We start from the raw sequence: 25718 nt of genomic DNA, 5'->3' as shown, positions 1-25718 counted from the left end.
TGTTGGCGTCATCGGTGGTACCGGTGACGTGACTGCGTGATCCGTTCGCTTTTATTCGCTGTCTGGTCCGCGCAGGTTTTCAAATTGGCTCATGCCGTCGGGAATCAGGTTGCGCACGATGGCCGCAAAGTCGGCATGCACCAGATTCTTCGCCCGGTTCAACAGCACCGGCAGCGGGCTGGAGGGCTCATGACGGGTGTAGTACGCAAGAATCCGGTCCAGGCTGCGCAGCACGTCGTCGCGGTTGTTGATTTCGCCAGTGCTGCGCGGTGTGCTCGGCGCGGTGGAGTGTTCAACCGGCGCGGCACTGTCGTCGCTGATGGCATCGGGCAGGGGGCTGTCGCCGCTTTGCGGGGCGAACTGGCCGAGAATCTGCAGGGCCATTTTTAGCGGTTGCTTCAACGGGCCAAGGTCAACGCCCTGGGCGGAACCGATTTGTTCGCTGATCTGTTGCTCGATGGCCTCGGCGACGCTGCGGGCCTCGTGCAAAGCTGCTCGGGTGATTTCCAACTGTTCGGGATCGCTGTCCAGGAACGCCCCGGCGAGCTGCTCGGCGCCGAGGTTTTCGTCAGGGAAGCTTTGCAGGCCGCTGGCATTGGCGGCGGCGCGCAGGCTGACAGCACCAAAGGTTCGCGAACGGGCCAGGATGCTTTCGCGCAGCAGACGAATGGTTGCATCGGACGTCAGGCCGGCGAGGGCATTGATGCGCACAGTGGGGTCGTTGTTGTCTTCGGCATCCAGGCGCGGATGCAGGTCGGCCCAGTACTGCTTGAGCAACTCGCTGATCAGCGTCAGGACGCGGGCAAGGCCGGTGACGCCTTCGAGGGCAAGGGAGCTTTGTAAAAGGAAATGGGTGATGCGCAGGTCTTTGCTGCGTTGCAACAACTCCAGACTTTGCTGCTGGATGCTGCGCCATTCAGGGGGGGCGGCAGGCAATATCGAATCGCCCATGCTGCGCTCGGGCTGGCCCAGGGAGTCGCGTTCCAGGCGCAAAAAATCCGCGTCATATTCCAAATCTTCACCACAAGGCGAAGTCGCAGAAACGGCGGCGAGCAACAAAGGCACTTCCACTGAATTTGATCTCCCTATCGCCCGACTGACAGTCGGGCTGTTCACACGTTAGTTCCAGGTGGAACTAACGTGTTTCCTTGAGTGTAATGGCCCTTTGGATGCGCGATGATCTTAAAGTGCCATCATTGATATTCAAGAAGTTGTGCATTTTTGGTGTAGTACTTATGGCTTGTCAAGGTAAGCTATTTCCCCTGTGTGACAGATGTGAGGTGCTTAACAACCCGCGCGACCGATGGGTCGAGGCAGGCACTGATGCAGGTTTTTTGTCACGCAAGCCGGTTAATATTAGCAATCATGCTGGCAAAAAGCCGTTTTCGAGGTTGTTTGCAAGGTAGTCGGACCGAGTCTGGCGGGAGTAAATCCCGATTCGTCCGCGCGCAAAGTGTTCAGCAAGGAGGCAAGATGTCGCTGTGTTTGACTATTACTAGTTATCACAAAATTACCCCTGGCCAGTGCCCTGAGAAATCCATGAATCAGGGTGTGATGGCGATAGGTCGAAACTCTGATAATGACTGGGTATTGCCCGACCCTGAGCGCTTGGTTTCCGGCAAACATTGCGTTATTCAACATAAAGATGGCCGGTATTATTTAACCGATAACAGCACCAACGGTGTGGAGTTGGTCAAGGCCGGTATTCGTCTGCGCAAGGGCAACAGCGAGCCGTTGCAAGATGGCGAAGTTATCCGCATCGGGGATTATGAAATCCAGGCGCGTATTGATTTCAGTCTGCCGGTGACCGACGGCAACCCTTTTGCTGATTCGTCCAGCAGCTTTGAGGCCCTGATGGGGCGTCAGGGCGCTGTCGTGAATACGCCGACGTCGTTGCCCGTGACACCACCTGCACATTTTCAGGGCGTATCGGCCATGGACACGATGCCGGACCTGTTCGACTTTCTGACACCGACCAGCGTCCCGCCAGCCACCCAGCCTGACCATGTCCCGGCCGAGCAGCACGACTTCCGCCCGCCGACTCCGATCCCCGACCCAACGCCCGTGGCCGGGCCTGCACCGCTGGCGTCGGCCCCGTTGATTCCGGAAGATTGGGACCTGCTCAGCGACAAGCCTGCGCCGGTGGCTGTTGCCCCGCTGCCGGTTGTAGAGGTTGCGCCGCCACCCGAACCTCACATCAACGTACCGATCGAACCGGCTCCCCTTCGCGAACCGTCCGTGGCCGTCGTCGAACGCCTGGTCGATCCGGTCAACCCTGCCGACAATTCTCAACCCGACCTGTTGCAAGCCTTTCTGCGCGGTGCCGGGCTGGATCAAGTACGCCTGGACAAGGCCCAGGCCGAAGCGCAAATGGAAAGCATCGGCCGCAGTTATCGGCTGATGGTCGAAGGCCTGATCGATGTCTTGCGCGCCCGTAGCAGCCTCAAGGGCGAGTTCCGCATTCAGCAGACGATGATTCAACCGGTGGAAAACAACCCGCTGAAATTCGCTCCCAACGTCGATGAAGCATTGCTGTTGCTGTTGCGCCACAGCAATCAGGCATTCATGGCGCCGGACCTGGCTGTGCGCGACAGCTTCGATGACTTGCGTGCCCACCAATTGGCGGTGATGGCTGGCGTGGAAGCTGCGATCAAGCACCTGCTGGCGCGCTTCGAGCCGGCGCAACTGGAAGAGCGCATGGGCAAGCCCGGCGGCCTGTCGAGCATTTTCAGTGGATCGCGACAGGCCCAGTACTGGCAGCAGTTCACCGAGCTCTACAGCAATATTTCCCGCGAGGCCCAAGAGGATTTCCAGGACCTGTTCGGTCGGGAATTCAGCCGTGCCTACGAAGAACACAGTACAAGGCAGCGCCGCGGCTGAGTGTCGCCTTCATAGCAAAGAACGGAACAACGGATAGCTGAAACGTCATTGAGGACGCAGGATGATTCCCAGGTTTTTACTCGCAGTTGTCACCGCGCTTCTGCTGACCGCATGTGCCAAGGATGCGGCCAAACCCCAGCCCGAAGAGGCTGAGGCCGAGGCCGACACGGCCGCCGTCGAGTTGCACTTTCACGCCATTGCCGGGCTCAACCCCGGCGCCGCTGGCCAGCCAGCCCCGGTCCGGGTGCGTATTTTCGAACTGAAAAATGCCGCCACCTTTGGCCGCTCCGATTATTTCGCACTGGCCGAACGGGCCCAGGCGACGCTCGGCGCCGATCTGATCGATCAGGACGAAGTGCTGATCCAGCCCGGCCAGCAGTTGAGCCTGCAGCGCGACCTCGACCCGGCCACCCGCCATATCGGCGTATTGGTGGGGTATCGCGAGCTGGATCAGTCGTTGTGGCGCGCAGTGATGAATGTCCCGCCGCGCCAATACACCGAATACCAGATCAGCCTCGACGTGCGAGCCGTGCGCAGCGCCGTCGTGGTTTCCCCATCCAGCCCTGCCCAATAAGCAATCGGAGCCCCCCATGTCCTGGAACAATCGTGTGGTCTGGTCGGAAGGCATGTTCATTGGAACGCAGCACTTCCAGCAGCATGACCGTTATCTGGAGAACCTCATCGACGCCCGGAGCCGCCCGTTGTCGGCCGGCGCCTGGGGTTTCTCCGAATTGCTGATCGACCAGGGCCTGCTGGCCCAGGGCAAACTGGCGATTATCTCGGCGCGGGGCCTGTTGCCGGACGGCACGCCATTCAACATTCCCCAGGATGACCTGGCACCGAGCCCGCTGAATGTCGATGACAACCTGCGCGATGGCTTGGTGTACCTGGCCTTGCCGCTCAAGCGCGCCGGTGCGCGTGATACGGTTGACGAAGGCGAAGCCCTGGGCGCTGCGCGCTACGTGAGCCAGGTGCGCGAAGTACGGGACGACAACGCGCCGTTCGAAAATCAGGCCCCGGTAGCCGTGGGGTCGAGGGCGCTGCGGTTATTGGTTGCCCAGGATGGCATCAGCGACTACGCCGCCATCGGTCTGGTGCGAATCAAGGAGAAACGCGCCGACCGAGCCTTGGTGCTCGACGATACCTACATCCCGCCGCTACTGGATGTGGTCGCTTCCAACCCCCTGGCTGCGTTTCGCAACGAACTGCTGGGCCTGCTGCATCAGCGCGGCGAAGCCCTCGCCGGGCGGGTGGTGGCATCCGGTGCCGGCGGTGCTTCGGAGATTGCCGATTTCATGCTGCTGCAACTGGTCAACCGTGCCCAGCCGCTGATCCAGCACTTGAGCCAGTTGAGCCCGTTGCACCCCGAGCGGTTCTACAGCGAGCTGGTGAGTCTGGCCGGCGAGTTCTCGACCTTTACCGCTTCCGGGCGGCGACCCCAGGAATACCCGCAATACCAGCACGATGACTTGGCGCTGAGTTTTGCGCCGGTGATGCAAGCCCTGCGTGAGGCGCTGTCGATGCTGATCGACAGCAAGGCCACGCCGATTCCGATTGTCGAAAAAGCCTACGGCGTCCATGTGGCGATGCTGGCCGACAAGTCCCTGCTCGACAGCGCCAGCTTCATCCTGGTGGTGCGCGCCGACGTGCCCGCCGAAACCCTGCGCAGCCACTTCGGCCAACAGAGCAAGGTCGGCTCGGTGGAGCACATCCGCAATCTGGTCAACCTGCAATTACCGGGCATTGGCCTGCTGCCGCTGCCGGTGGCGCCACGGCAAATCCCGTATCACGCCGGCTCCACTTACTACGAACTGGACCGGGGCAGCGAGCATTGGCAGCAACTGGCCAACTCCGGCGGTTTTGCGTTCTACATCGCGGGGCAATTCCCGGGGCTGAACCTGGCTTTCTGGGCGATCCGAGGATAAACCGCAATGAGCAACGACGATCGTACCCAATTCATGCCGACACCCGGTGGCCGTGGCGCCGACCCGGTCCGCCCGGAGGCTGGTCGGGCCCAGGCCGCGCCACTTTCGATGCCGGCCGCGCCGCTTTTGATCGGCAAGGCCGAAGGTCTCAATCCCCTGGAGAGCGCGGCTGGCCCGTTGCTGGCTTTGCTGACCCGTTTGCGCAACACCATTGCCCACCCGGCGCCGGCGAGCCTGCGGGCGCAATTACTGGCCTACCTGCGCCAGTTCGAGGAGCGCGCCGAGGCTGCCGGCGTGTTGCGCAACGATGTGTTGCTGGCCCGTTACGCCTTGTGCACCGCCCTGGATGAAGCGGTGTTGAGTACGCCGTGGGGTGGTGCCAGCGACTGGGGCAAACAGAGCCTGCTGATCACTGTGCACAACGAAGCTTGGGGCGGCGAGAAGGTGTTCCAGCTGTTGGAACATTGCCTGCAAAGCCCCCGCGAACGTTTGTATCTGCTGGAACTGTTGTACCTGTGCATGTGCCTGGGTTTCGAAGGGCGTTATCGGGTCATGAACGACGGTCGCAGCCAACTGGAAGCCTTGCGCGAACGCACCAGTGCGGTCATCCGCAGCGCCCGTGGCGATTATGAGCGTGAACTGTCGCCCCATTGGCGCGGCGTCACCGTGGCCCGCGACCGGCTGGCGCAATTCATGCCGCCTTGGATCGCCGTGGCCATCGGCGTGGCGTTGCTGCTGGCACTGCTGTTCGGCCTGCGATTGAAACTGGCCGCCGATGCCGAGCCGGTGTTTAAAAATATCCATGCGCTGGGCGAGATCCCGGTGCAGGCCATCGACCGTCCGGTGGTGCAACCGAAACTGATCGAGCGTCCCCGCCTGGCGGGCTTCCTCGCCGATGAAATCAAGGCCGGTCGGGTGGCCGTGGAAGATGCCGTTGACCGTTCAGTGGTGACCATCCGTGGCGATGAGCTGTTCGCCTCGGGCAGCGCCAGTATCGTCGACAATTTCCAGCCGCTGATGCTGCGCATCGCCGATGCCATTCGCAAGGTCAAGGGCCAGGTCCGGGTGACCGGCCACAGTGACAATCGCCCGATTGCCACCCTGCGGTTTCCATCGAATTGGGCCTTGTCCGAGGCGCGTGCCAATTCGGTACTGCAAATCCTTTCGGCCAAAACCGGCCAGCCCGAACGCTTCAGCGCCGAAGGCCGCAGCGACACCGAACCGTTGGCCTCGAACGCTACAACAGAGGGCCGCGCACGCAATCGTCGGGTCGAAATCACAGTGTTGGCGGAGGGGGTCGAGTGAAGGCGTTTTTCAGTTTTATCATCCGCTGGATCATCCCGGTGCTGGGCCTGATCGCCCTGAGCCTGATCATCTGGTTCGTTGGTCCGCTGTGGGAATTTCTGGTGCCCGAAGGCCGGCGCTGGGCGCTGATCATTCTGGTGTTCGCGGTCTGGACCGCCTACCGGGCGTTCCTCATCATCCAGGCCCGCCGCAAGGCCGCCGAAGTGATGCGCAGCCTGGCGGCGCAAACCCCGCCGGACCCCACCAGTATCGCCACCGCCGAGGAACTCGAAACCCTGCGCCAGCGCATGGACGAAGCCTTGGCGCTGCTCAAGAAAGCCAAGCTGGGTGGCGACGAGCGACGCAACCTCTACGAACTGCCGTGGTACGTGATCATCGGCCCGCCGGGTTCGGGCAAGACCACCGCGCTGGTCAATTCTGGGCTGCACTTTCCCCTGGCCGCGCAGCTCGGCGCCGGGGCCGTGCGCGGGGTTGGCGGTACGCGCAATTGCGATTGGTGGTTTACCGACCAGGCAGTGCTGCTTGACACCGCCGGACGCTACACCACCCAGGACAGCGACGCGACCGTTGATAAAGCCGCGTGGCTGGGCTTTCTTGGCCTGCTGAAAAAGCAACGGGCCCGTCGCCCGATTGACGGTGCGTTTATCGCCATCAGCCTGTCCGACCTGCTGCTGGGCAGCGACACCGAACGTGCCGCCCACGCCGCCGCGATCCGCCTGCGCATCCAGGAGCTGTACACCCAGCTGGGCGTGCGTTTCCCGATCTACCTGATGCTCACCAAGCTCGATCTGGTGCCGGGTTTCATGGAGTATTTCGACACCCTGAGCAAAGAGGAGCGGGCCCAGGTATGGGGCATGACCTTTGCCCTGGATGACGGCAAAAGCAGTGACAGTCCGCTGGCCCATCTGCAAAGCGAATTCGCCGGCCTGGAGCAGCGCCTCAACGATCGTTTGGTGGAACGTTTGCAACAGGAACGCGACCCGGCGCGGCGCGACCTGATCTACGGCTTCCCACAGCAGTTCGGCGCGTTGAAAGATTGCCTGCAAAGCTTCCTTGAGGGCGTGTTCAAACCTAACGCCTTTGAAGAGCGTGTGCTGTTGCGCGGGGTGTATTTCACCAGCGGTACCCAGGAAGGCAGCCCGATTGACCGGTTGATCGGTTCCATGGCCCAGAGCATGAACCTGGACCGCCAGCACCTGGCGCGCCAGAACGGCACCGGACGCAGTTACTTCATCGAAAAACTTTTCAGCGCCGTAGCCTTTGCCGAGCGTGGGCTGGTGGGGGTCAACCCGAAAGTCGAACGTCGGCGCAAGTGGATCGCCCGGGGCGTACTGGCCTCGACCGTGGCCCTGGTGCTGGTGGTCGGGACCTTGTGGTGGGTCAGCTACCGCGCCAACCAGGCGTATATCGCGCAAGTCGATCAGAAAGTCGCGCCCCTGGGCCAGTCCGTGCAGAACCTCAGCCCGACCCAACGGGAAGTGCTGGCGGTATTGCCTTTGCTCAACGCGGTAAAACACTTGGCCAACGATGCGCCGAGCTGGGCCGAAGGCTTGGGCCTGTATCAGGGCGACATGCTGGAAGCCGAGTCTGGCAGCGTCTATCGCAAGCTGTTGATCGCGGTCTTCGCGCCACGCTTGCTGACGCGCATCGAAGAGCAACTGCATGGCGGCGGCAATTCGGACTTCCTTTACGAAGGCTTGAAGGCCTACCTGATGCTGGCCGACAGCGAGCATTACGACGCCGACTTCATCAAGGCGTGGATCGCCCTGGATTGGGATCGCAGCCTGCCGCGCGACTTGCCGGCCGAGCAGCGTCTGGCTCTGGAGGAGCACTTGCAGGCACTGTTCGAGCGCCATCCGCCCACTGCACGTCTGGACCCGCGGCTGATCGACGATCTGCGTCGGCAGTTGCAGCAGCTGCCAGTGGCCCAGCGCGTCTATGACCGGATCAGGCGCCAGAAACTGCCGGACGGCATCCCGGACTTTCGTATCAACGAAGCCGCCGGCCGCGACGCCGCGCTGGTGTTCAGCCGCAAGAGCGGCAAGCCGTTGGGCGAACCCTTGAGCGGGTTTTTCACGGCCAAGGGTTACCGCCAGGGCTTTTTGCTCACCAGCCTGAACCAGACCGGCACCCTGGCCGAAGAGCAATGGGTGCTCGGTCGCGATCAGGCAGACCAGCAAAACGTCGCCAGCCTCGCCGCCGATGTGCGCCGTCTGTACTTCGAGGATTACCAGCGCCAGTGGGACGCCTTGCTCGCCGATATCGACTTCGTGCCGATCACCAGCGTGGCCCAGGCCGCCGATGTCTTGCGGGTGCTCTCCGGCCCGACCTCGCCGCTGAAAAAGCTGCTGGTGGCGGTGGCGAAGGAAACCGATCTGCAACAGGAAGAACGTCAGCTGGCCGCCCAAGGCGCGCCGGCTGAGGGCGGGGTGGACAAGCTCAAGGAGCGTTTGGGCAACCTGCTCGGCCAGGAAGAGGCGTCGCAAAACGCGCCCCAGGCCAGCGACGATCCGATCACCGCGCATTTTGCCGAACTCAACGGCATCGTCAGTAAGAATGACGGCGAGCCGGCAGCCATCGACGGCTTGCTCGCCGACATGAACGCCTTGTACGTGCAAGTCAGCGCCATGGTCGGTGCAAGCGGCGATGCCTTGCTCGGCGAAGCCAAGAACCAGGCCGCAGCGGCCGCTACACGGGTCAGCCTCAACGCCGAACGCCAGCCGCCGCTGGTGCAGGGCCTGGTCAAGTCGGTGGTCAACTCCACCACCAACAGCATGATGGGCGGGGTGCGCAATCAACTGAACGCGGCCTGGACCAGCGAAGTGGTGAACATCTATCGCCAGTCCCTGGCCGGGCGCTACCCGATGTCGCCGGGCAGTGCGCGAGACGCGACCCTGGACGATTTTGGCCAGTTCTTTGGCGTCGGCGGGGTGATGGACAACTACTTCCGCAAATACCTGCAGCCGTACGTGGATACCTCGACCCAGGCCTGGCGCTGGCAACCGGGCGCCGCACAGAAGCTCGGCATCTCCCCGGGCGTGCTGCAAACCTTCCAGCGGGCAGCGACCATCCGGGATGCGTTTTTCCGTTCCGGCGGCACCCAGCCGATGGTGCGCTTCGAACTCAAGCCAGTGGCGATGGACGCCACCATCACCCAGTTTTTGCTCGACCTCGATGGCCAGCAATTGAGCTATGACCACGGTCCTAGCCGTCCCACCTCCATGCAATGGCCCAACCCCGGCAGCATCGGTGTGGTGCGGATCTCGATCATGCCTCCTTCAGCCAGCGGTCGTTCGGGCATCACCCTGGATGGGCCTTGGGCCTGGTTCCGCTTGCTGGAGCAATCGGACCTGACCGCTGGCAACTCGCCGGATCGCTTCAACCTGCGGCTGCGAGTCGACGGCGCCAGCGTCTCTTATGAGCTGCGGGCCAACAGCGCCTTCAACCCGTTCAAGAGCCGTGTGCTCAGCGGTTTCAGCCTGCCGGAGCGTTTATGAGCACGCCGGGCTTCTATGGAAAGCTGGCCAGTCGCGGGGACTTTGTCAGCCGTGGCTTGCCGCAGAGTTTTATCGGCCCCTGGGATTCGTGGCTGGCGGCGGGCCTGCTCGCCAGCCAGAGCCTCGGGGACCGTTGGCTGGATGCCTATCTGGTCAGTCCGCTGTGGCGTTTTATGCTCGGGCCCGGTGTATGTGGGCCACAGGCCGCCGTTGGGGTGGTGATGCCGAGCATCGATCGGGTTGGCCGGTATTTTCCGCTGACCGTCGCGGTGCTGCTGGATCACGACGCTGATCCGGCGTCGGTGGTGGGCGGCGCGGATGTCTGGTTTGAGCAAGTTGAGCAATTGCTGTTGAGCACGTTGAGCGTGGAGGCGAGCTTCGAAGCCTTCGGTGCAGGGCTGGAAACGCTGGGCGGCCCGGCGTACCTGCCACGCGCTCCAAGCAGCCGTTTTGCCGGCCTGCATCGCTTTGATGCCACCGACCCGAAGGCGCGAATGACCGTGCTTGCCGAACTGGCCTGCGAAGGCGCAAGCCTGTGGTGGGGCCAGGGTTCGGAGCGTATCGCCCCTGCTTTATTGCGGTGCCAGGGCTTGCCGGCGGCCGCTGATTTTGCGCAATTTTTGCTCGGCCAAGAAGGTGTTGTGTAGATGTGTCCAAGCGTTGGAAAGACGTTCAAGTCTGCAAGCAAGAGCCATGTCGGTATGGTCCGCCAGGTTAACGAAGATGCTTGCCTGGATCAGCCGGAGAACGGCCTGTGGGTGGTCGCCGATGGCATGGGCGGGCATGCGGCGGGCGACTACGTCAGCAGTCTGATCGTCGACAGTCTGCGTAGCATTGCCGTGGGCCGCTCGCTGGATGAATACGTCGCGGCGCTGAAAACCGACCTGCAGCGGGTCAACGCGGCCGTGCGTGAAGAAACCGCCAACCGCGGCGTGACCATGATGGGCAGCACTGTGGTGGTGCTGGCGGCGCGCGGCTTGCGCGGGGTGTGCCTGTGGGCGGGTGACAGCCGCTTGTATCGCCTGCGTGATGGCCTGCTCGAAAGCATCTCGCGGGACCACAGTTACGTTCAGGATCTGCAGGACAGCGGCCTGCTCAGCGAAGCTGAAGCCCGGGTGCATCCACGGGCCAATATTGTCACCCGCGCCATCGGGGTCGAGGCGCAACTGAAACTGGCGATAGTCGAGCTGTTGTTGATGCCCGGCGACAGTTACCTGTTGTGCAGCGACGGGCTGAACAAAACGGTTGAAGATCATGAGATCAGTGAGGTGCTGAGTCACGACGAGCCCGGTGAAATCGCCAGCAGCCTGGTGTCCCTGGGCCTGATGCGCGGCGCTCCGGACAACATCACCGTGATTGTCGTGAAGGTGCCGTCATGAATTCCGCCCTGCACATTCTGATCCCCGGCTATGACATAGACGGCGAGATCGGCGAAGGCGCCATGGCCAACGTTTACCTGGCGACCCAGCGCTCGCTGGAGCGCAAGGTGGCGCTGAAGGTCATGGCTGCCGCACTGGCGGCGGACCCGAGTTTCTGCGAGCGTTTCCTGCGCGAAGGTAAAACCCTGGCGCGCCTGTCTCACCCGCATACGGTCACCATCCATGACATCGGCCATGTCGGTGAGCTGTATTACATGGCCATGGAATTCCTGCCCAACGGCACGCTCAAGGAGCGCATCGCCGCCGGCCTGACGCCGGAGCAGGGCCTGATCTATATCCGTCAGATCGCCTCGGCCCTGGGCTATGCCCATGGGCTGGGGCTGGTTCATCGCGACGTCAAACCGGCGAACATTCTGTTCCGCGCCGATGGCACGGCAGTGCTCTCAGACTTCGGCATCGCCAAGTCCATGGATGACCGCACCCAGTTCACCCAAGCCGGTTTCGCCGTTGGTACTCCCAGCTACATGAGCCCGGAACAGGCGCGCGGCCAGGATATTGATGGCCGGGCCGATCTTTATGCCCTGGGCGTGGTGCTCTACGAAATCCTCGTCGGCAAACTGCCGTATACCGGCAACGACGCACTCTCCACGGCCCTGGCGCATTTGACAGAACCGTTGCCGGAGCTGCCAGTGCACCACGGTCGCTATCAAGAAGTGCTGCGCAAGCTGTTGGCCAAGGATCCGGCCGACCGTTTCCCGGATGCAGCGGCGCTGTTGCAGGCGCTGGATAATCTGCCTCGGGAATCGGTTGAAGCGACCACCATCCGGCCATTGCCAATTCCGGTATCGCCGATTGCGGTGAGCAAAGACCTGGCGGGACTGACGCCGGTGTCCATCGATTTACCGACCGGCCCCGCGCAGCCACAACCTCGGCCCAATCCTGTTCCGCCGACTGTGAAGCCGACGCCATCGTCCACGGTCTCGGAGCAGCGAAAGGGGCCGGTGTTCGCACTCGCCGCCGTCGCGGTGGCCGTGGCGCTGGCCTTGGGCGGCGCGGGTTATTGGTGGCTGTCCGGTGACGTCGAAGACGACGCCAGGGTGCCGGTGGTTTCAGCACCGCCGGCCAGTGCGCCGCCGACCGTGGCGCCACCCGTAAAGCCCCCCGTGGCAACGGAGGTCGATGGCGGTCAGCGGCCGCTGCTGATGGCCGGCAAAAAAACCTTGTTCCAGCGAGTACTCAGCAAGCCGGGGGCGAAAATCGCCAGTGACCCGGGGGCCACACCCGACAAGGCCTTGCCGGCGTTCTCGGTGCTTTATGTCTATCAGCGCAAAGAGGTTGATGGCAGCCCGTGGCTGCGTGTCGGCGCCGCCACCGACGGGCGCAGTGACGGCTGGTTGCCGGCCACGCAAGTCAGCGACTGGAAGCAAAGCCTGGTACTTAAGTTCACCGAACGCTCCGGCCGTGCGCCGGTGATGTTCCTGCGTCAGCCCGGTGACGTGGAGAAGCTGCTGGCAGATCCGTCGACGGCAAAAAACCTGCTGCTCAAGGCCCAGCAGAATCGCGAAGACAACCAGCAGGTATTGGCCCTGGAACCGGCCGCCAGTGCGGTGCCGCAGAATCAGTTTTACCTGTTGCCGATTTTCGATTCGCGCGAGAGCTTCGATGAGAACGGCCAGTCGGTGCAGTTGCTGAACGTGGCGTCCATCGACCCCGGTGATGCGCCGAAGGCCACTGCCAACAATACGCCAATCACTACCGCTAACGCCGACGCGTTCCGCACCGCCGTGGTGTTGGTCGTTGACACCACCGTGTCCATGCAGCCCTACATCGATCAGGTCCGCGACGTAGTACATCAACTGCAAACCCGCATCGCCGAGCGGGGCGAGCAGGACAGTGTCAGCTTCGGCCTGGTGGGGTTTCGAAGCAGCACCCAGAAAACCCCGGGCCTGGAATACGTCGCCAAAACCTTGATCACCCTGGAGCAGGGTCGCGACCCACAGCGCTTCATGGACCTGGCGCGGCAGGTCAGGGCGTCCACGGTCTCCAGCCATTCGTTCAACGAAGATGCGTTTGCCGGTGTGATGGAAGCGGTCGAGGGCATGGACTGGTCCGGCTATGGCGGGCGCTTGATCCTGTTGGTCACCGATGCCGGTGCCTTGCGCAAGAACGACCCGTACGCCGCCACGCAAATGAACGAAGCCGAAGTGCGCCAAGCCGCGCTGGGCAAGCAGATCAAGATCTACGCCTTGCACCTGCTCAGCGATGCCGGCAAGAAAACCCATGGCGGTGCGCAAAGCCAGTATCGCATCCTGACCGCCGACGCCAACCCGCAGATCGGCGATCTGTACATTCCGGTGCCGGGCGCCGATGTGCGCAAGTTCGGTGAGCGGGTGGACGAGATCGGTTCGGTGTTTGCCGACCTGGTGCATCAGGTGCGTGGCAACAAGCCGCAAACCGTGCCGCTGCTGAGCGCCGCGCCGAGCCTGAGCGACAAATCGGCGGCCGTCGGCTACGCGATGCACATGGATTTCCTGGGGCGTAAAGCCGCCAGCCAGGCGCCGCAACTGGTCAGCGCCTGGACCGCCGACCGCGACCTGACCAACCCGGCACTGCCGGCGTTCCAGGTGTGCGTGATGCTGACCAAGTTGCAGCTCAACGACTTGCAGCAATCGCTGAAACTGATCGTCGATGCTGCCCGCAAGACCCAGACCTCGCCGAAGAATTTCTTTCAGGAAATCGCCAGCGCCAGCGCCTACATGAGTCGCGATCCCTCGGCCTTGCGCAAGGGTGGCAACCTGGCCGATGGCGGGGTTCTGGGTGAGTACCTGGAGGGGCTGCCATACCGCAGCAAGTCGCTGAACATGACCCAGGATTTGTGGCTTTCGCTGAGCGTGGCCGAGCAGGAGGACTTTATCGACGAGCTGGATTCGAAGATCCGCCTCTACGAAACCTTCCACAACGACTTGGCTAACTGGGTGCGTTTCGGTGATGCCGAACCGGGTGATGCCTTGTACCGCGTTCCGTTGTCGACGCTGCCGTGATGCTGAACATGAACGCAGTGCACAAAAACCGCGGCGTCGGCAGCCAGCGCTACAGCCTGGTGATTCCACGGCTGCAACTGCATGCCGGTGAACAATTGGCGGTGGTCGGTCCCAGTGGCTGCGGCAAAAGCACGTTGCTCGATTTGCTGGCGCTGGTGCTGGCTCCGGATCAGGCCGGGCAGTTTGATTTTGCGCCTGGCCAAACCAGGACGGACATTACTGGGCTGTGGCGGGCAGATGCGCAAAGTGCCTTGGCGGACCTGCGCCGCCGGCACTTGGGCTACGTACTGCAAACCGGTGGCCTGCTGGATTTTCTGGACGTGCGCGACAACATCGACCTGTCGCGCAAACTGCTCGGCTTGAAAGACGACGGCAGCGTGGATCGCCTGGCGGGAGCTTTGGATATCGCCGATCAATTGGGCAAAAAGCCGGGTGACTTGTCTGTCGGTCAACGGCAACGGGTGAGTTGTGCCCGTGCCCTGGCCCATGGGCCGCATCTGCTGCTGGCCGATGAACCGACCGCCGCCCTCGATCCGCTGAACGCGGAACGAGTGATGCAGTTGCTGGTGACTCAGGCCCGCGAACATGGCGTGTGCTGCGTCGTCGCTACCCACGATGAATCACTGGCCCGCGCCAGCGGTTTGCAGGTGCGGCGCATCAGTTGTCATCGCGACGTCGATGGCGGTGTCACCGCCATCCTCGGAGAGGCCTGCTGATGCGCAGCGCGCTGGTGGCTTCCCTGGCCTGGCAGGATTACCGCAACGATGCGTGGCTGTCGGCTTGTTCGGTACTGGCGCTGGTGGCGGTGGTCGCACCGCTGCTGGTGCTGTTCGGCTTGAAATTCGGCCTGGTCAGCAGTTTGACCGAGCGCTTGGAAAACGACCCGGCCACCCGGGAAATCATTCCCTTGGGTGGCGGTCGGTTCAGTGCCGCGTTTATCGAACAATTGAGTCGGCGCAGCGACGTGGCTTTCGCCTTGCCGCGCACCCGGCAGATTGCTGCGACGGCGGATCTGACCGCTGGTGCTTCGACGGTGACCGTCGAAATGATCCCCACCGCCGCCAACGACCCCTTGCTCGGCAGTCTACCGGTGCCCCAAGGGCTGGATCGGGTGCTGCTCAGCCAGACCGTCGCCGAAAAACTCGGGGCCAAGGCCGGTGATTGGCTGGAGGCCAGTTTCGGTCGACAGGTGGCCGGTCGTGGCGAGGCGCAGCGTGCTCGCGTCCAGGTGCTGGACGTTCTGCCGCTGGAAGCTTTCGCCCGGGACGGATTGTTCGCGTCATTGGCGCTACTGGAGGCGGCTGAAGATTACCGGGACGGCCGCGCCGTGCCAGCGTTCGGTTGGCCAGGTGATGCGGTGGGCTTGACGGAGCAGCGGGTGTATCCGGCGTTTCGCCTGTACGCCCGCAGCCTCAAGGATGTCGAGCCACTGCGTCAGTACTTCGCTGCACAGAATCTGCTGGTCTCGACCCAGGCCCAGACCATCGCCCAGGTGCAATCGCTGAGCCGCAACCTGTCGATCGTGTACTGGATTATCGCCGGATTGGCCTTGGCGGGAGCGTTCGCGGCGATTTTTGCCGGCGCGCTGGCGGCGGTCGAGCGCAAGCGTCGAGAGTTGTCGGTGTTGCGCCTGCTGGGGTTTTCCACGGCGGCGTTGCTGTTGTTTGTGGTGGTGCAGGCGCTGTACAGCGCCGGCCTTGCCGCCCTGTTGAGTGCCGGGCTGTATGGCCTGGCGCAATCGGGTTTAAACCATTTATTTGCGCAGATGCCGGGTGAGTACGCCAGTCATCTGCTGGCGCGTCACTACGCGTTGGCCCTGGCGGCCGTGCTCGGCGTCAGCGCCGTGGCGGCAGTCTGTGGTGGCTGGCGAGTGGCGCGTATCCAGGCGTGTGAAGGAATCCGAGATGTATAAGTTATTGGGCGCCGCCATGGCGCTGAGTCTGGCCGGTGTGGTCTGGGCCGATGAAAGCACCGACAAACTGGACAACCCCAAGCCGCTGGCCGACGACGTCAGCCTGCCGCTGCCGTGCGAAGGACAAATGGTGTTCCGTTACGTCTACATCCTGGCGCAGGGCACTCTGGACGACCGCGAGATCAGCCTCGGCTATCCATTCAGCGAGGGCGAGTCCGGTTATCAACAGTCGTTCATCTCCGGTTACCGCCGGGACTTTATCAACGGCCAGTTCACCCTCAAGGATCTGCCCAAGGATTGGGGCAAGACCATCACGCCGTTGATGCCCAAGACGGACGCCAAGACCCCGCTCAAACCGATGCTCTATTTCATCGGCAAATACGAAGTCACCGCCCGCCAATACGCCCAGGTCATGGCCCAGGCACAATCGTTGGCCAGCGGCGAGCCGGCCCCGGCCTGCGAGGCATTGCAAGCCGAGGCCCCGCAAGGCATGGCCGGGCGTTTGCCCAAGGTGAAGTTGTCGCGCTTCGAGGCCGAACGCTTCTCGGCGGTGTATAGCGCCTGGCTGATGAAATACCACAAGGACCTGCTGCCAGTGAGCGGTCGTGGTACCTCGGCGGAAGAGGGCGGGCTGGGTTTTGTGCGCTTGCCGACCGAGGTCGAATGGGAATTTGCTGCCCGTGGCGGGCAGGCCATTAGCCGTCAGGACCTGGAAGGGCGTCTGTTTCCCCGGCGTCTGGAAGGCAGCGAAAGCGACGGGCCACTGGCGGACTGGGCCGTCTTCAATCAGGTCGCCGGTGGCACCGGCCAGGCAGCGCGTCTGATGCCGATCGGTACCAAACTGCCAAACCCCATCGGCCTGTTCGACGTGATCGGCAACGCCGCCGAGATGGTCCAGGAGTCCTTCCAGCTCGTGCACGCCGGACGCCGCCAAGGCACCTACGGCGGCTTCGTGGTCAAGGGCGGCAACTACCTGGAAGGCGAAGGCACCTTGTTCACCGGGATGCGTCGCGAGTACCCGCTGTTCGCTGCCGACGGCACCGAGCAAAACAACGAAACCACCGGCTTCCGGGTGGCGATTGGCGCGTTGTCGGCACCACGTTCGCGCTACAAGGAATTGTTTGCCCAATGGCAGAAAGAAGGTCGGCTGGCTTCGCTGACCGATGCCATCGACGACGCCCAGGACCCGACCAAACGCCTGGACAGCATCATTGCTGCCAGCGTCGACCCGCGCCTGCAAGCCGAGTTGGGGCTGGTCAACGAAGAGCTCAAGCGCAACGTCTCGCTCATCGCCCAACAGCGCGAGGAGGCGGCCGGCAACCTGATCCAGTCGGCGGCCCTGGTGGCCGAGACCGTCAACAACTACAACATTCGCCTGACCAATTTGCAGAAGAGTCGCCAGCAGGCCGTGGACGCCAAGGACGAGGCCAGCGCCAAGCTGTTCGCTACCGCCATCGACAATGGCCGCAGCGCACTGGACGGCGCGGTGGCGATCTACATCGACAACCTGGCGACCGGCACGCGCTACACCGATGCCGTGATCCAGGCGCAGTTTCAACGCATCAAGGAAGAGTTGGAGCGCAAGCCGGTACTGGGCAAGAGCCTGGTAGCGCGCGCAACGTTATTCGTTCGCCATGTCGGTGATTATCGTCAGCAACGACGAGCCGACCCGGCGGCGATATTGAAGGAATTGCTCGCATCGAACGCTCAGCGGTCTTGATCATTCGTTGTACAGCGAGCTTGGAAGGGACTCAGGCGGCGGTGGGCCGTGCTGAGCTGGTCAAACTTAAAAGAGAACACAACTATGCTTTCCTCCCGTAAACCTTTTGCTTCGCTTTCCAAGCGTCACTTGCTGCTGATGGCCGTTGGCTTCAGCACCGTACTGACCGGTTGCGCCACGTCGCCGACCTCCAAGGTCGCCTCGAGCACTAAGGTCGAGTACTACCCCAACTGCTACGAGCCGGTGCAGCACTTGCGTGCCACCGAGGGGAACATGACCAAGTCGGTCGTCACCGGCGCGGCCGTCGGCGCTGTCGGCGGTGCACTGTTGGGCGCCCTGACCGACTCCGAGAACCGTGGCCGCAACGCCGCCATCGGTGCAGCGGGCGGTGCCCTGGCGGGCGGCGCGGCCGGTTACTACACCGAGCGCCAGAAGCAGATCGCCGATGACAACCAGCGCATCGCGTCCTACGCCTCCGATGTCAACAAAAGTGCCGCCGACATCGACCGCAGCACCGCGTACGCCAAGACTTCGCAGCAGTGCTACCAGAATGCGTTCACCAAACTGGTTGCCGACCGCAAGGCCAAGACCGTCAACGACACCGAAGGCCGCAAGCGTCTGGCAGAAATCGTCGCGGGCCTCAAAGAGTCCAACGATCTGATCGTCGCGGTTAACGGTAAAGCCAGCGAAGACCTGAACAACTACACCCAGGCCTACGAAAAAGACCTGCAGCAAGTAGGCGTGCAGCGCACCGACGTGGTCACTGTGGCAACCGCCGACACCACGCCGGTCGTGGCACCGACCAAGAGCAAAAAAGCGGTGAAACCGGCGAAAAAACCGGTGCTGCCAACCGTGCCGAAAGAAGCGGTCACCACCGAGAAAACCCTGCAGACCGCACAAGCCAAACAGGCGGAAAGCAAGCAAGTCGCGAGCGCCGGCAACACTCAGGTCAACAGCATGTGCAAGAACCCGGACCTGGGCGACTGGGCACCGGTACCTTGCCCGAATGCTTGATTAAGTTTCTGTAGGTCTTTGATCATTCCCACGCTCTGCGTGGGAGTGATCTGTACTGGCTATGCCTTGGCGCTATGCGCCGCCATCGTATTTGCTCTCCTTGATTTGCGGCACCGTCAGATTCTGGAAAACCCGATGATCGTGACTGAATTGCAAGTAGTGCAGCACAGGCACCAGGGTCAAGTGATAACGGGTCAGGCGTATTCCAGATTCACTCGCAACCACGTTTTCTATTCGGCCATGAATACCTTCGCCGTTAAGCCCGAATTGGAGAAACTTGGTTGTTCATCCATAGGAAGCTAATACCATGTGGGCAAACTCTTTCTTGCTTGGCTGAAGATCAGCGTGCTGCTCCAAGTGCGCGCGCCATGCAGATTCAAGCATGGGTCCATCAAAATCGCCGTCGGTAGCGAGATAGGCGGCGGCATCGTCTTTCACTGCCTGAATGTAGAGTTTGGAGAAGCCATCCTTGATGTCGTTCGTTGTCGTAATAAACGGTCCGACCGTTGTGATGAGCAACCCGTATCCAGTGAATGACGAGGGGGTATAAGTAGGCTCAGCCCGAACAGAGTCGCTACCTACGAGTATGATCATGGCCCCACATAAGCTCCCGAAGGCCAGAGTCCATTTTTTATCGCGCCGAGTAGTCATGATCTGGTTGAACTCCCTGTCTGTGGCCGCCCAAGCGTGAGCGCGCTGCCATAAGCGACGTGCCGCACCGACTCAACATTGAGAGTGCTTGTGTTTAAGTGGCGGCAACGTTGGCACTTTTGTTGATTCGGGCAAGGGCTACACAATCGAATCAATATCTAAATGGAACGGCGTACCCACCGCATGCCCTCCCGTGATTGCTGCAATAGCCGCTTCATTGTCTTCGGGAGGGGAGGGAATCATCGCCAGTTGTTCCCGGGCGATATTTTCCGGATGAGCATTCCACCGAAGCAGACTGTCCTGCACCCACTCGGGTTGATCGGCGTAGCTGCCATAAACATCAGCCTCGGTGATCGTCCGCTTGTGCAGCGCGAGCAGGCGGGTCTTGGTTTGGCTGATCTGTTCGACTTCTTTTTCAAGATCCCTTATGGCTTGGGCATCTCGCTGGGGATTGGTATGAGCACGGGAGAGCTTTTCGATTTTCGCTTTGAGTGCACGTAGTTGTCCTGAGACGTTTGTGAGGGTGTCGCTGACCCATTGGAATTCCGTCAAAGTCACCAGTGAGCGTCTTTTTTCCAGCGCTTCCTGCCAGCGGCGCAGGCTGGCCCAGCATCCGGGAATGTAACTGTCGACCATCGAGTGATGGCCGTTATCTATCACCTGCCGCAGAAATGAGTCGCGCTCGGGCAATCCATCAATCTGTCGCAGCGCTTCAGCGCAACCATGATCGTTGATCGTGCTGCAACCCGGTTCCCAAAGGATGGAGGAGCTGTGACCTTCGCCGAATACCACCGGCATGAAATGATGTAACTGGCCGTGATGCCCATACGGGTCACCCAGGAAATTAATGATCCCGCCTATAAAAAACGCCAAACCACCCACCGGGTGAAGGGCAAGTACCGCCCCATGGGTGGCGTACATCGGAACGCGGTTGGACGGCGTGTTCATCCAGGTGGAAGGAACGCTCGGTACGGGGTCGTTGTGGAAGACGATGCGATGGTGGTTCAGCGGTTTTGCAGCTTCGATAAAGGTTGAGTCGGCGGCGCGGGGGGCGCCGTATGTGTAAAGCACGATGTTAGGGGCGTATTGTTTATCGCGTCGTAACATCTCAGCCAGTATCAGAGCCACCGCACCACCCAGGCTGTGCCCGGTGATTACCAGCTTTTGCCCGCTGTAGAATTTCTCCATGTAGTCCACGACAAATGTGTAGGCCACTTTGGCAGCTCTATAGAATCCGTTGTGTACCTTTCCATCCCCTTGTTCGAAAGGCACCTGGTTGGCATCCGCATCAAGCCAGGCGTCGGGTCCTATCTCACTGGTTCCCCTGACACTTATCAATATCAACTCGTCGTGATGGCAGATGAAGGCTTGGGTGTCGGTCTTGTTTTCTTTGTTGCGATCATCGAGGAAGTTTACGTTCGCCGGGTGTTCCTGCGCATCGCCCAGTTCCGGATCGTTGGCCTCGGGGTACAACTGCGGGTCGAACGGCACCAGTTCCAGACGTTTGGAGTAAGGTACCTCTTCATACAGTGGGTAGTACTTTGCGGTCTGGGCGGCATCGACTTGCCATAGCTCCTCAAATTGCGGCAGAGCATGACCGAACCAGTTGCCGCTGCTGGGCCGCAGTGGAAATGTCACGCTATCCGTTTCGATGGGCTGGGTGTTCGGGTCTTGACCAAAGTCGGTGTAACTCAACGTCGACATCAGTGACAGTTGATAGAGGTTGAGTACGCAAAACTCGTTGGCTGTCGACAACATCGGCCGTAGCGCCCTCATCGGCCGCACCTCCAGCACATGATGTTTGTTCGGCAGTAAGGCGATGCCTGTTGGCTTGGGCGGCGGCGGGGTAAACCCCAGCTCGAACATGCCCATGTCTGCCGGCGTCATGACAGCGCCCATTCCTCCATCCGTGGCATCTTTATTCTGAGGCGTGAATGATCTGGTTTTTGCGGGCTGGCGGAACAGCGTGTGTAACACCGTGTTGGGTGGGGCGCTGCGCGAGGCCAAGGGCGGTAAATGCGCTACATGCTTGACCAGTTCGCTCACTTCAACCTGGTAATAGGCATCGGGATCTGCGAGGTCCTTCGCTGGATTTGCCAGCGTGCGTACGCCTGATTTGTCGAAAAAGCGGGTTTTTTCGGCGCGTACTTGTAGTTCGGTGATGGGGAGTGGGTAGTGCTTCCGGCGAACTAATTCGCTGTAATCATCATTGAGTCCTCGATATTCGTCGTTCAGTTTGAGCAACACCGGGCCACAGAAATGGTTTTCCACTTTGGCAGAGCCGGTGGCATCCAGTTTTCCGGTGTAAACGGTGTCTTCGTAGTCGGTAACTTCGTAAGTCAAACCGGAGTAGGCCTTGCCATCACCGAACTCGTCTACTAGCTGAAAACTTGTCAAGTGGCCACGCAATGGGCAAGCGTGGATGTTGCCTTTCATAAATGGAATATCGCTCGCAGCCAAAGATTCGACGCTCAAGGGTTTTCCTCCTTGTTTTCCGTGCAGCCTGGGTAAATGGTGCAGATCCGTTCATCCACCATCCTGAAGATGCTGAAATCCTTGTGATTGCCGTAACAAAACGCGTGCTGGTCTTCAAAACCTTTCCCCATGCAGCGCTTCCAGCCGTCAGGCACCTTCACCCATGTGTCACCCATGTAAGGCTCCTCCTCATGGGCCAAGGTGATCTTTAGCTTGACGGTTTTCCCTGGTAGCTGATCAAAGGTATAAGCCGTGAAGGGACGACTTTTCGCGACGTTCCCCTGCGCATCGGTTTTTTTGCAGTAGAGGATTTTTATGAGGTAACGCTTGGGGCCGACTGTGCGGAAAAACCACTGACACTCGCCTGAGAACTCACCTACACCAGCAGCGTTGAACGTGCCTTTGTTCCGATCCGACAACCCTGAGCGCACGGCAATTACGGCATAGTCAGAGCTTCTATTACTGAGTTCCGGGCCAAAGATGCCCGTGATCCTGATCTCCACTCGATTCAATGCCACCAGGCAGTTTTCAACTGTCCTGTACAGCTCGATCTCAGAAGTCGTTTCGTATTCCATGTCGAGTTTGTTGAAGCCGAGCTGAGCATTTCTCCCTCCCGCCAGGGTGCACGTTTGCCCTTTGGCTGGCAGGTAGATCGCCTTCAGTTCGTACTTGAAATCAGGCGGAAAATCGGGAGCGAAGGTGAAGCTGTCCGACTTGCCGAGCGCGGAACAACCCAGTGTCAGGGAGAGGCAGCTGCCGAGGGTCAGGCTTTGAAAGATCTGTTTCATACAGGCGCATTTCCCTGCCAATAAAGCACTTGCTCATATACCCGCTCAAAATGCGCCGCTGGGTCCTCTTCCGGCTTCGGTTGCCATGTCTTGGGCGGCAGGTAACCCGGCGCCTTCAAGCACTGAGTCAGCAAAAAATGCACCTGCTCCGGTTGCTGCCAGCCCCACAAACGGGCCAATTGAATCAAGCCCCACAACCAGTCATCCACATCGCGCTCTGTGGCGAGGGCAGCCAAGGCTTCGGTGTGCTCACGGATCAGGTAGCGGCGCGTGTTATCGAACTGCACGTTCGCGTAGACAATCTCCGGCGTCGGGGTTTTCAGCCACGCCGGTTCGAGCGGTAGCGGGTGTTCGCCGGGGTCAGGGTTGTCAGTGACGGTCCATTGTTCAGCGTGCCAGTAACAGACGCTGGCGATCGGCCCAAGATATTCGGCGCGCTGCTCAAGTTGCAGATAGGTCAGGGCACGCCCCAGTACGCGGTTATCGTGGAAGCGATACACCGCTTGATTCGGCCGCTCACCGACTACCAGCCGGTCGCGCCAGTGAGTGACCAACGCATCAAGGTCAAAGTTGGTGGCGCTCCCCAGCCAGCCCCAATGACGCTCTGGAGTGGCGAGCAGTGCCTGGATCAGTGGATGTTTGACGGTGCCAATATGGAAAAGAACAGGGCCTGTTGGCGCCATTGAGTTGGCTGCCGTACCCACATACAAATTGCGGTACTGATCGGCTCCCAGTTCCTTGGCCAACGCCATGCGCTCGTCGAGCTGATCGTCAGTGTCGAGCATCAGATAGAGATCCCGCCCGGATCGCGATTGCTCGTGTAGCCATTGTTCAAGCGTACTCATGCGACTTCTCCAATGTTGCATTGGCCAGCAAGACAGGCCTCACAAAGCGGGCAGTAGTCCGCCGCCTGCTGGCGGGCGCCGGTGACGATAGACAGTGGGCTGGCGATGACGGGATTCGGATTGCTGGGCACAGCCTGTAGCGCTTGTAGCGGCGGAATACCCGCCAGGGGCGCACCGCCCTCGACAATGGCCACGCTGCTGAAAATCCCGCCGGCGTTGATGACGATGTGGTGACCACCTGCCTTGAGCGTCAGGCTCATGCCGGCATCGATCACCACGTTGGCAGCGGTGACATGCGCCTGTTGCCCGGCCTGAATCACCAGCGAACCCTTGGACGTCGTGCTGCTGTTGCCGCTGATAGTGATCAGCTCATCACCGCCAATCACCGTGCTACGCACACCTTCGGTGGTGTGGAATTCCTCGCCCTTGATCAGGCTGGTGCTGTTGTTGTCCACCTGCTCGAAGCGGTCGTTGCTGATCAGGCTGTGGCTGTCGTTGAGGATCAGTTGCTCGATGTCGCGTTGGGCGCGCAGGTAGATTTTTTCCTGCCCGGTACGGTCTTCAATCGACAGTTCGTTGTAGCCGCCATTGCGCGGCGAGCTTTGGCTGCGCAGGACAGTTCTGGTCTTGTTCTCGGGCAATTGATGAGCGACGGACGTGACCTTGTTGACCACGCAACCGGTGATCAACGGTTGATCCGGATCGCCCTCCTGAAATGTCACGACCACTTCCATGCCGACGCGCGGGATGGACACTGCCCCGAAACCTTCGCCCGCCAAACTGGATGCAACCCTTAACCAGCAACTGCTTTTTTCGCTGTTGAGTTCTGCCCGATCCCAAGGAAACTCGACACGAACCCTGCCGTACTCATCGCAATAAATTTCTTCTCCGGGCGGTCCTGTGACACGCGCGGTCTGGCAGACCAGCACAGGTTTTCGGGGAGGCATCGGTGGCCGATAAAACACGTCCCAGGGAATCGCGCTGAAGCGGTTGCGGTAGCCTTGGGTAAAACCGCCCTCGGGTTCGGCAGCGCTGGTGACTGACTCTTCAAGCACCTGGGGTTGTTTTCCAGCGTGAGTGAGACTGAGCAACAGCCATAGATCGTTGTACGGTTCGCGTGGGTGTTGCGTCAGGCTGAAAAAATGACCGCTGCGCAGGGTCGACTGGTCGCTTTCACCTTCGGCCAATTGGTAATCGGTACGGTGCCGTTCCAGCGTCTGCCGGGCGAGCTGTTTACCGCGTTTTTCGCTCTCGAAAAACAGCGGGTACCGATAGTCTTCAAGCTCAGGAGTGAACTCGGCGGTGAAGCGACTTTCCAGCAAAAGATTCGGGCGTTTCAGGTCGTAGTGTCGGCGGGTGGTCGTACTGGAACGGGTGCTGAAACGCAGGGAGAATTGGCTGACCACCGGGTGCTCCGCCACCAGGCCGGAGTCTTGCTGATAAGGGGTTTCGTCCAACTTGGGGAAGCAGGTCTGGTCGTCGGTGAACACCAGCAGATGGCCTTCCCGGGAATGCTGGTGGTGCCAGGCGATGCCATCCTCGGCGCACAGCCGCTGGACGAACTCGAAGTCATTTTCCCCGTATTGAGTGCAGTACTCGCGCTCGGGACTTGTTCCGACGTTGAAGGTGAAAGTATCGGCCTGGATGCCATGCCCCTGGAGGACCTGAGCGATGATTTGCGGCACCGTCAGGTACTGAAAAATCCGTTGGTTGTGGCTGAACTGCAAGTAGTGCAGCGCGGGCACCAAGGTCAGGTAATAACGGGTCAGCCGTTTACCAGCTGCACCTACGCGCACATCTTCGATACGGCCATGAATGCCTTCACCATTGAGGCCGAACTGGAGAAACACTGGCTGGCTGAGCAAGCTTTCCAGATCGAAATCAGGGTATTCGCTAACCAGCTCGATCTGGATCGAATACAAGGTGCTGATGGCTTCAGTGCCTTCAAAGGCCAGTACTTTGAAATCGTTGCGAACCGTTGGGATCAACAACGTGAAGTGAGCAGCATTGGCCGGTGCGAACATGCGCTTATCCTTTTGCTTTTCCGTGGCTCGTCCTTAAGCCGAAAGAGGAGACAAATTGCGCTGCCCAAGCCATGCCCGGCGTGAGCAAACGCAAACTGTCCAGCACGCTAACAAGAGGGCAAAAGAATGAATGTCGGACGCGTCCAGAAAGTACGTCAGAGTTTTCCGCATTTCAAAATGTTGCGTCAGCAATGCACGAATGGCTGTCGGATACTTTTGTAGGAAGTTTGAGGCAGACTGAGTACGTATTGGAGGAAGATGG

At 60.8% G+C, this 25718-nt stretch carries 18 protein-coding genes and 1 pseudogene; 12 read left to right on the top strand and 7 right to left on the bottom strand.

The annotated features are described in order from the left end of the window. Positions 1-51: 51 nt before the first annotated feature. Positions 52-1071 carry a type VI secretion system protein TssA gene (tssA, locus tag KVG95_RS14470; protein ID WP_217856909.1) on the bottom strand — a complete coding sequence of 340 codons (1020 nt, stop codon included), beginning with the start codon at positions 1069-1071 and terminating at the stop codon, positions 52-54. Between the two features lie 402 nt (positions 1072-1473). On the opposite strand from tssA, the gene tagH reads away from it, so the two are divergent. From tagH to tagQ, 12 genes are all read left to right on the top strand, one after another. After that, entirely contained in the window at positions 1474-2880 is a 1407-nt protein-coding gene (gene tagH, locus KVG95_RS14465) for a type VI secretion system-associated FHA domain protein TagH (protein WP_217856908.1), read from the top strand. A 61-nt stretch (positions 2881-2941) separates the two neighbouring features. After that, positions 2942-3454: a type VI secretion system lipoprotein TssJ gene (gene tssJ, locus KVG95_RS14460; RefSeq protein ID WP_217856907.1), complete on the top strand. Its 513-nt coding sequence runs from the start codon at positions 2942-2944 to the stop codon at positions 3452-3454. A gap of 16 nt (positions 3455-3470) precedes the next feature. Then, the gene (tssK, locus tag KVG95_RS14455; RefSeq protein WP_052967838.1) at positions 3471-4805 is read left to right on the top strand and encodes a type VI secretion system baseplate subunit TssK; all 1335 of its coding nucleotides are present in this window, start codon (positions 3471-3473) and stop codon (positions 4803-4805) included. A 6-nt stretch (positions 4806-4811) separates the two neighbouring features. After that, on the top strand, positions 4812-6110 hold the full coding sequence (locus KVG95_RS14450) for a DotU family type VI secretion system protein (RefSeq protein ID WP_217856906.1): 1299 nt from the start codon (positions 4812-4814) through the stop codon (positions 6108-6110). Beyond that, positions 6107-9607: a type VI secretion system membrane subunit TssM gene (gene tssM, locus KVG95_RS14445; protein ID WP_217856905.1), complete on the top strand. Its 3501-nt coding sequence runs from the start codon at positions 6107-6109 to the stop codon at positions 9605-9607. Before KVG95_RS14450 ends, tssM begins: the two co-directional genes overlap by 4 nt. Continuing rightward, the gene (gene tagF / locus KVG95_RS14440; protein WP_052967835.1) at positions 9604-10254 is read left to right on the top strand and encodes a type VI secretion system-associated protein TagF; all 651 of its coding nucleotides are present in this window, start codon (positions 9604-9606) and stop codon (positions 10252-10254) included. The genes tssM and tagF overlap by 4 nt, the downstream gene beginning before the upstream one ends. Further along, complete coding sequence (locus KVG95_RS14435; RefSeq protein WP_217856904.1) at positions 10255-10986, top strand: PP2C family protein-serine/threonine phosphatase; 732 nt, start codon at positions 10255-10257, stop codon at positions 10984-10986. Then, positions 10983-14027: a serine/threonine-protein kinase gene (locus tag KVG95_RS14430; RefSeq protein WP_302470546.1), complete on the top strand. Its 3045-nt coding sequence runs from the start codon at positions 10983-10985 to the stop codon at positions 14025-14027. Before KVG95_RS14435 ends, KVG95_RS14430 begins: the two co-directional genes overlap by 4 nt. Next, positions 14027-14743 (top strand): ABC transporter ATP-binding protein, encoded by a 717-nt coding sequence (locus KVG95_RS14425; protein ID WP_217856903.1) that lies wholly within the window; start codon positions 14027-14029, stop codon positions 14741-14743. Before KVG95_RS14430 ends, KVG95_RS14425 begins: the two co-directional genes overlap by 1 nt. Then, positions 14743-15939: an ABC transporter permease gene (locus KVG95_RS14420; RefSeq protein ID WP_217856902.1), complete on the top strand. Its 1197-nt coding sequence runs from the start codon at positions 14743-14745 to the stop codon at positions 15937-15939. Before KVG95_RS14425 ends, KVG95_RS14420 begins: the two co-directional genes overlap by 1 nt. Further along, the gene (locus tag KVG95_RS14415) at positions 15932-17659 is read left to right on the top strand and encodes a formylglycine-generating enzyme family protein (RefSeq protein ID WP_217856901.1); all 1728 of its coding nucleotides are present in this window, start codon (positions 15932-15934) and stop codon (positions 17657-17659) included. The genes KVG95_RS14420 and KVG95_RS14415 overlap by 8 nt, the downstream gene beginning before the upstream one ends. A gap of 84 nt (positions 17660-17743) precedes the next feature. Then, the gene (tagQ, locus tag KVG95_RS14410; protein ID WP_217856900.1) at positions 17744-18673 is read left to right on the top strand and encodes a type VI secretion system-associated lipoprotein TagQ; all 930 of its coding nucleotides are present in this window, start codon (positions 17744-17746) and stop codon (positions 18671-18673) included. Between the two features lie 102 nt (positions 18674-18775). On the opposite strand, the pseudogene KVG95_RS14405 reads toward tagQ, so the two are convergent. The 6 genes and pseudogenes from KVG95_RS14405 to KVG95_RS14380 all read right to left on the bottom strand — a co-directional run. Beyond that, positions 18776-18949: pseudogene (locus KVG95_RS14405) on the bottom strand (contractile injection system protein, VgrG/Pvc8 family); the annotation flags it as partial. 9 nt (positions 18950-18958) lie between these two features. Then, positions 18959-19267 (bottom strand): DUF2388 domain-containing protein, encoded by a 309-nt coding sequence (locus KVG95_RS14400; RefSeq protein WP_225923086.1) that lies wholly within the window; start codon positions 19265-19267, stop codon positions 18959-18961. A 195-nt stretch (positions 19268-19462) separates the two neighbouring features. After that, positions 19463-21760 (bottom strand): lipase family protein, encoded by a 2298-nt coding sequence (locus KVG95_RS14395; protein ID WP_217857058.1) that lies wholly within the window; start codon positions 21758-21760, stop codon positions 19463-19465. Positions 21761-21795: 35 nt separating this feature from the next. Further along, complete coding sequence (locus tag KVG95_RS14390; protein WP_217856898.1) at positions 21796-22587, bottom strand: hypothetical protein; 792 nt, start codon at positions 22585-22587, stop codon at positions 21796-21798. Next, positions 22584-23432: a DUF4123 domain-containing protein gene (locus KVG95_RS14385; RefSeq protein WP_217856897.1), complete on the bottom strand. Its 849-nt coding sequence runs from the start codon at positions 23430-23432 to the stop codon at positions 22584-22586. The genes KVG95_RS14390 and KVG95_RS14385 overlap by 4 nt, the downstream gene beginning before the upstream one ends. Continuing rightward, on the bottom strand, positions 23429-25456 hold the full coding sequence (locus tag KVG95_RS14380) for a type VI secretion system Vgr family protein (RefSeq protein ID WP_217856896.1): 2028 nt from the start codon (positions 25454-25456) through the stop codon (positions 23429-23431). The genes KVG95_RS14385 and KVG95_RS14380 overlap by 4 nt, the downstream gene beginning before the upstream one ends. Between the last annotated feature and the right edge of the window lie 262 nt (positions 25457-25718).

The organism is Pseudomonas farris (assembly GCF_019145235.1).
Taxonomy (GTDB): Bacteria; Pseudomonadota; Gammaproteobacteria; order Pseudomonadales; family Pseudomonadaceae; genus Aquipseudomonas; species Aquipseudomonas farris.
The sequence above is the reverse complement of the archived record's forward strand: the minus strand, read 5'-3'. Positions and strand labels throughout refer to the sequence as shown.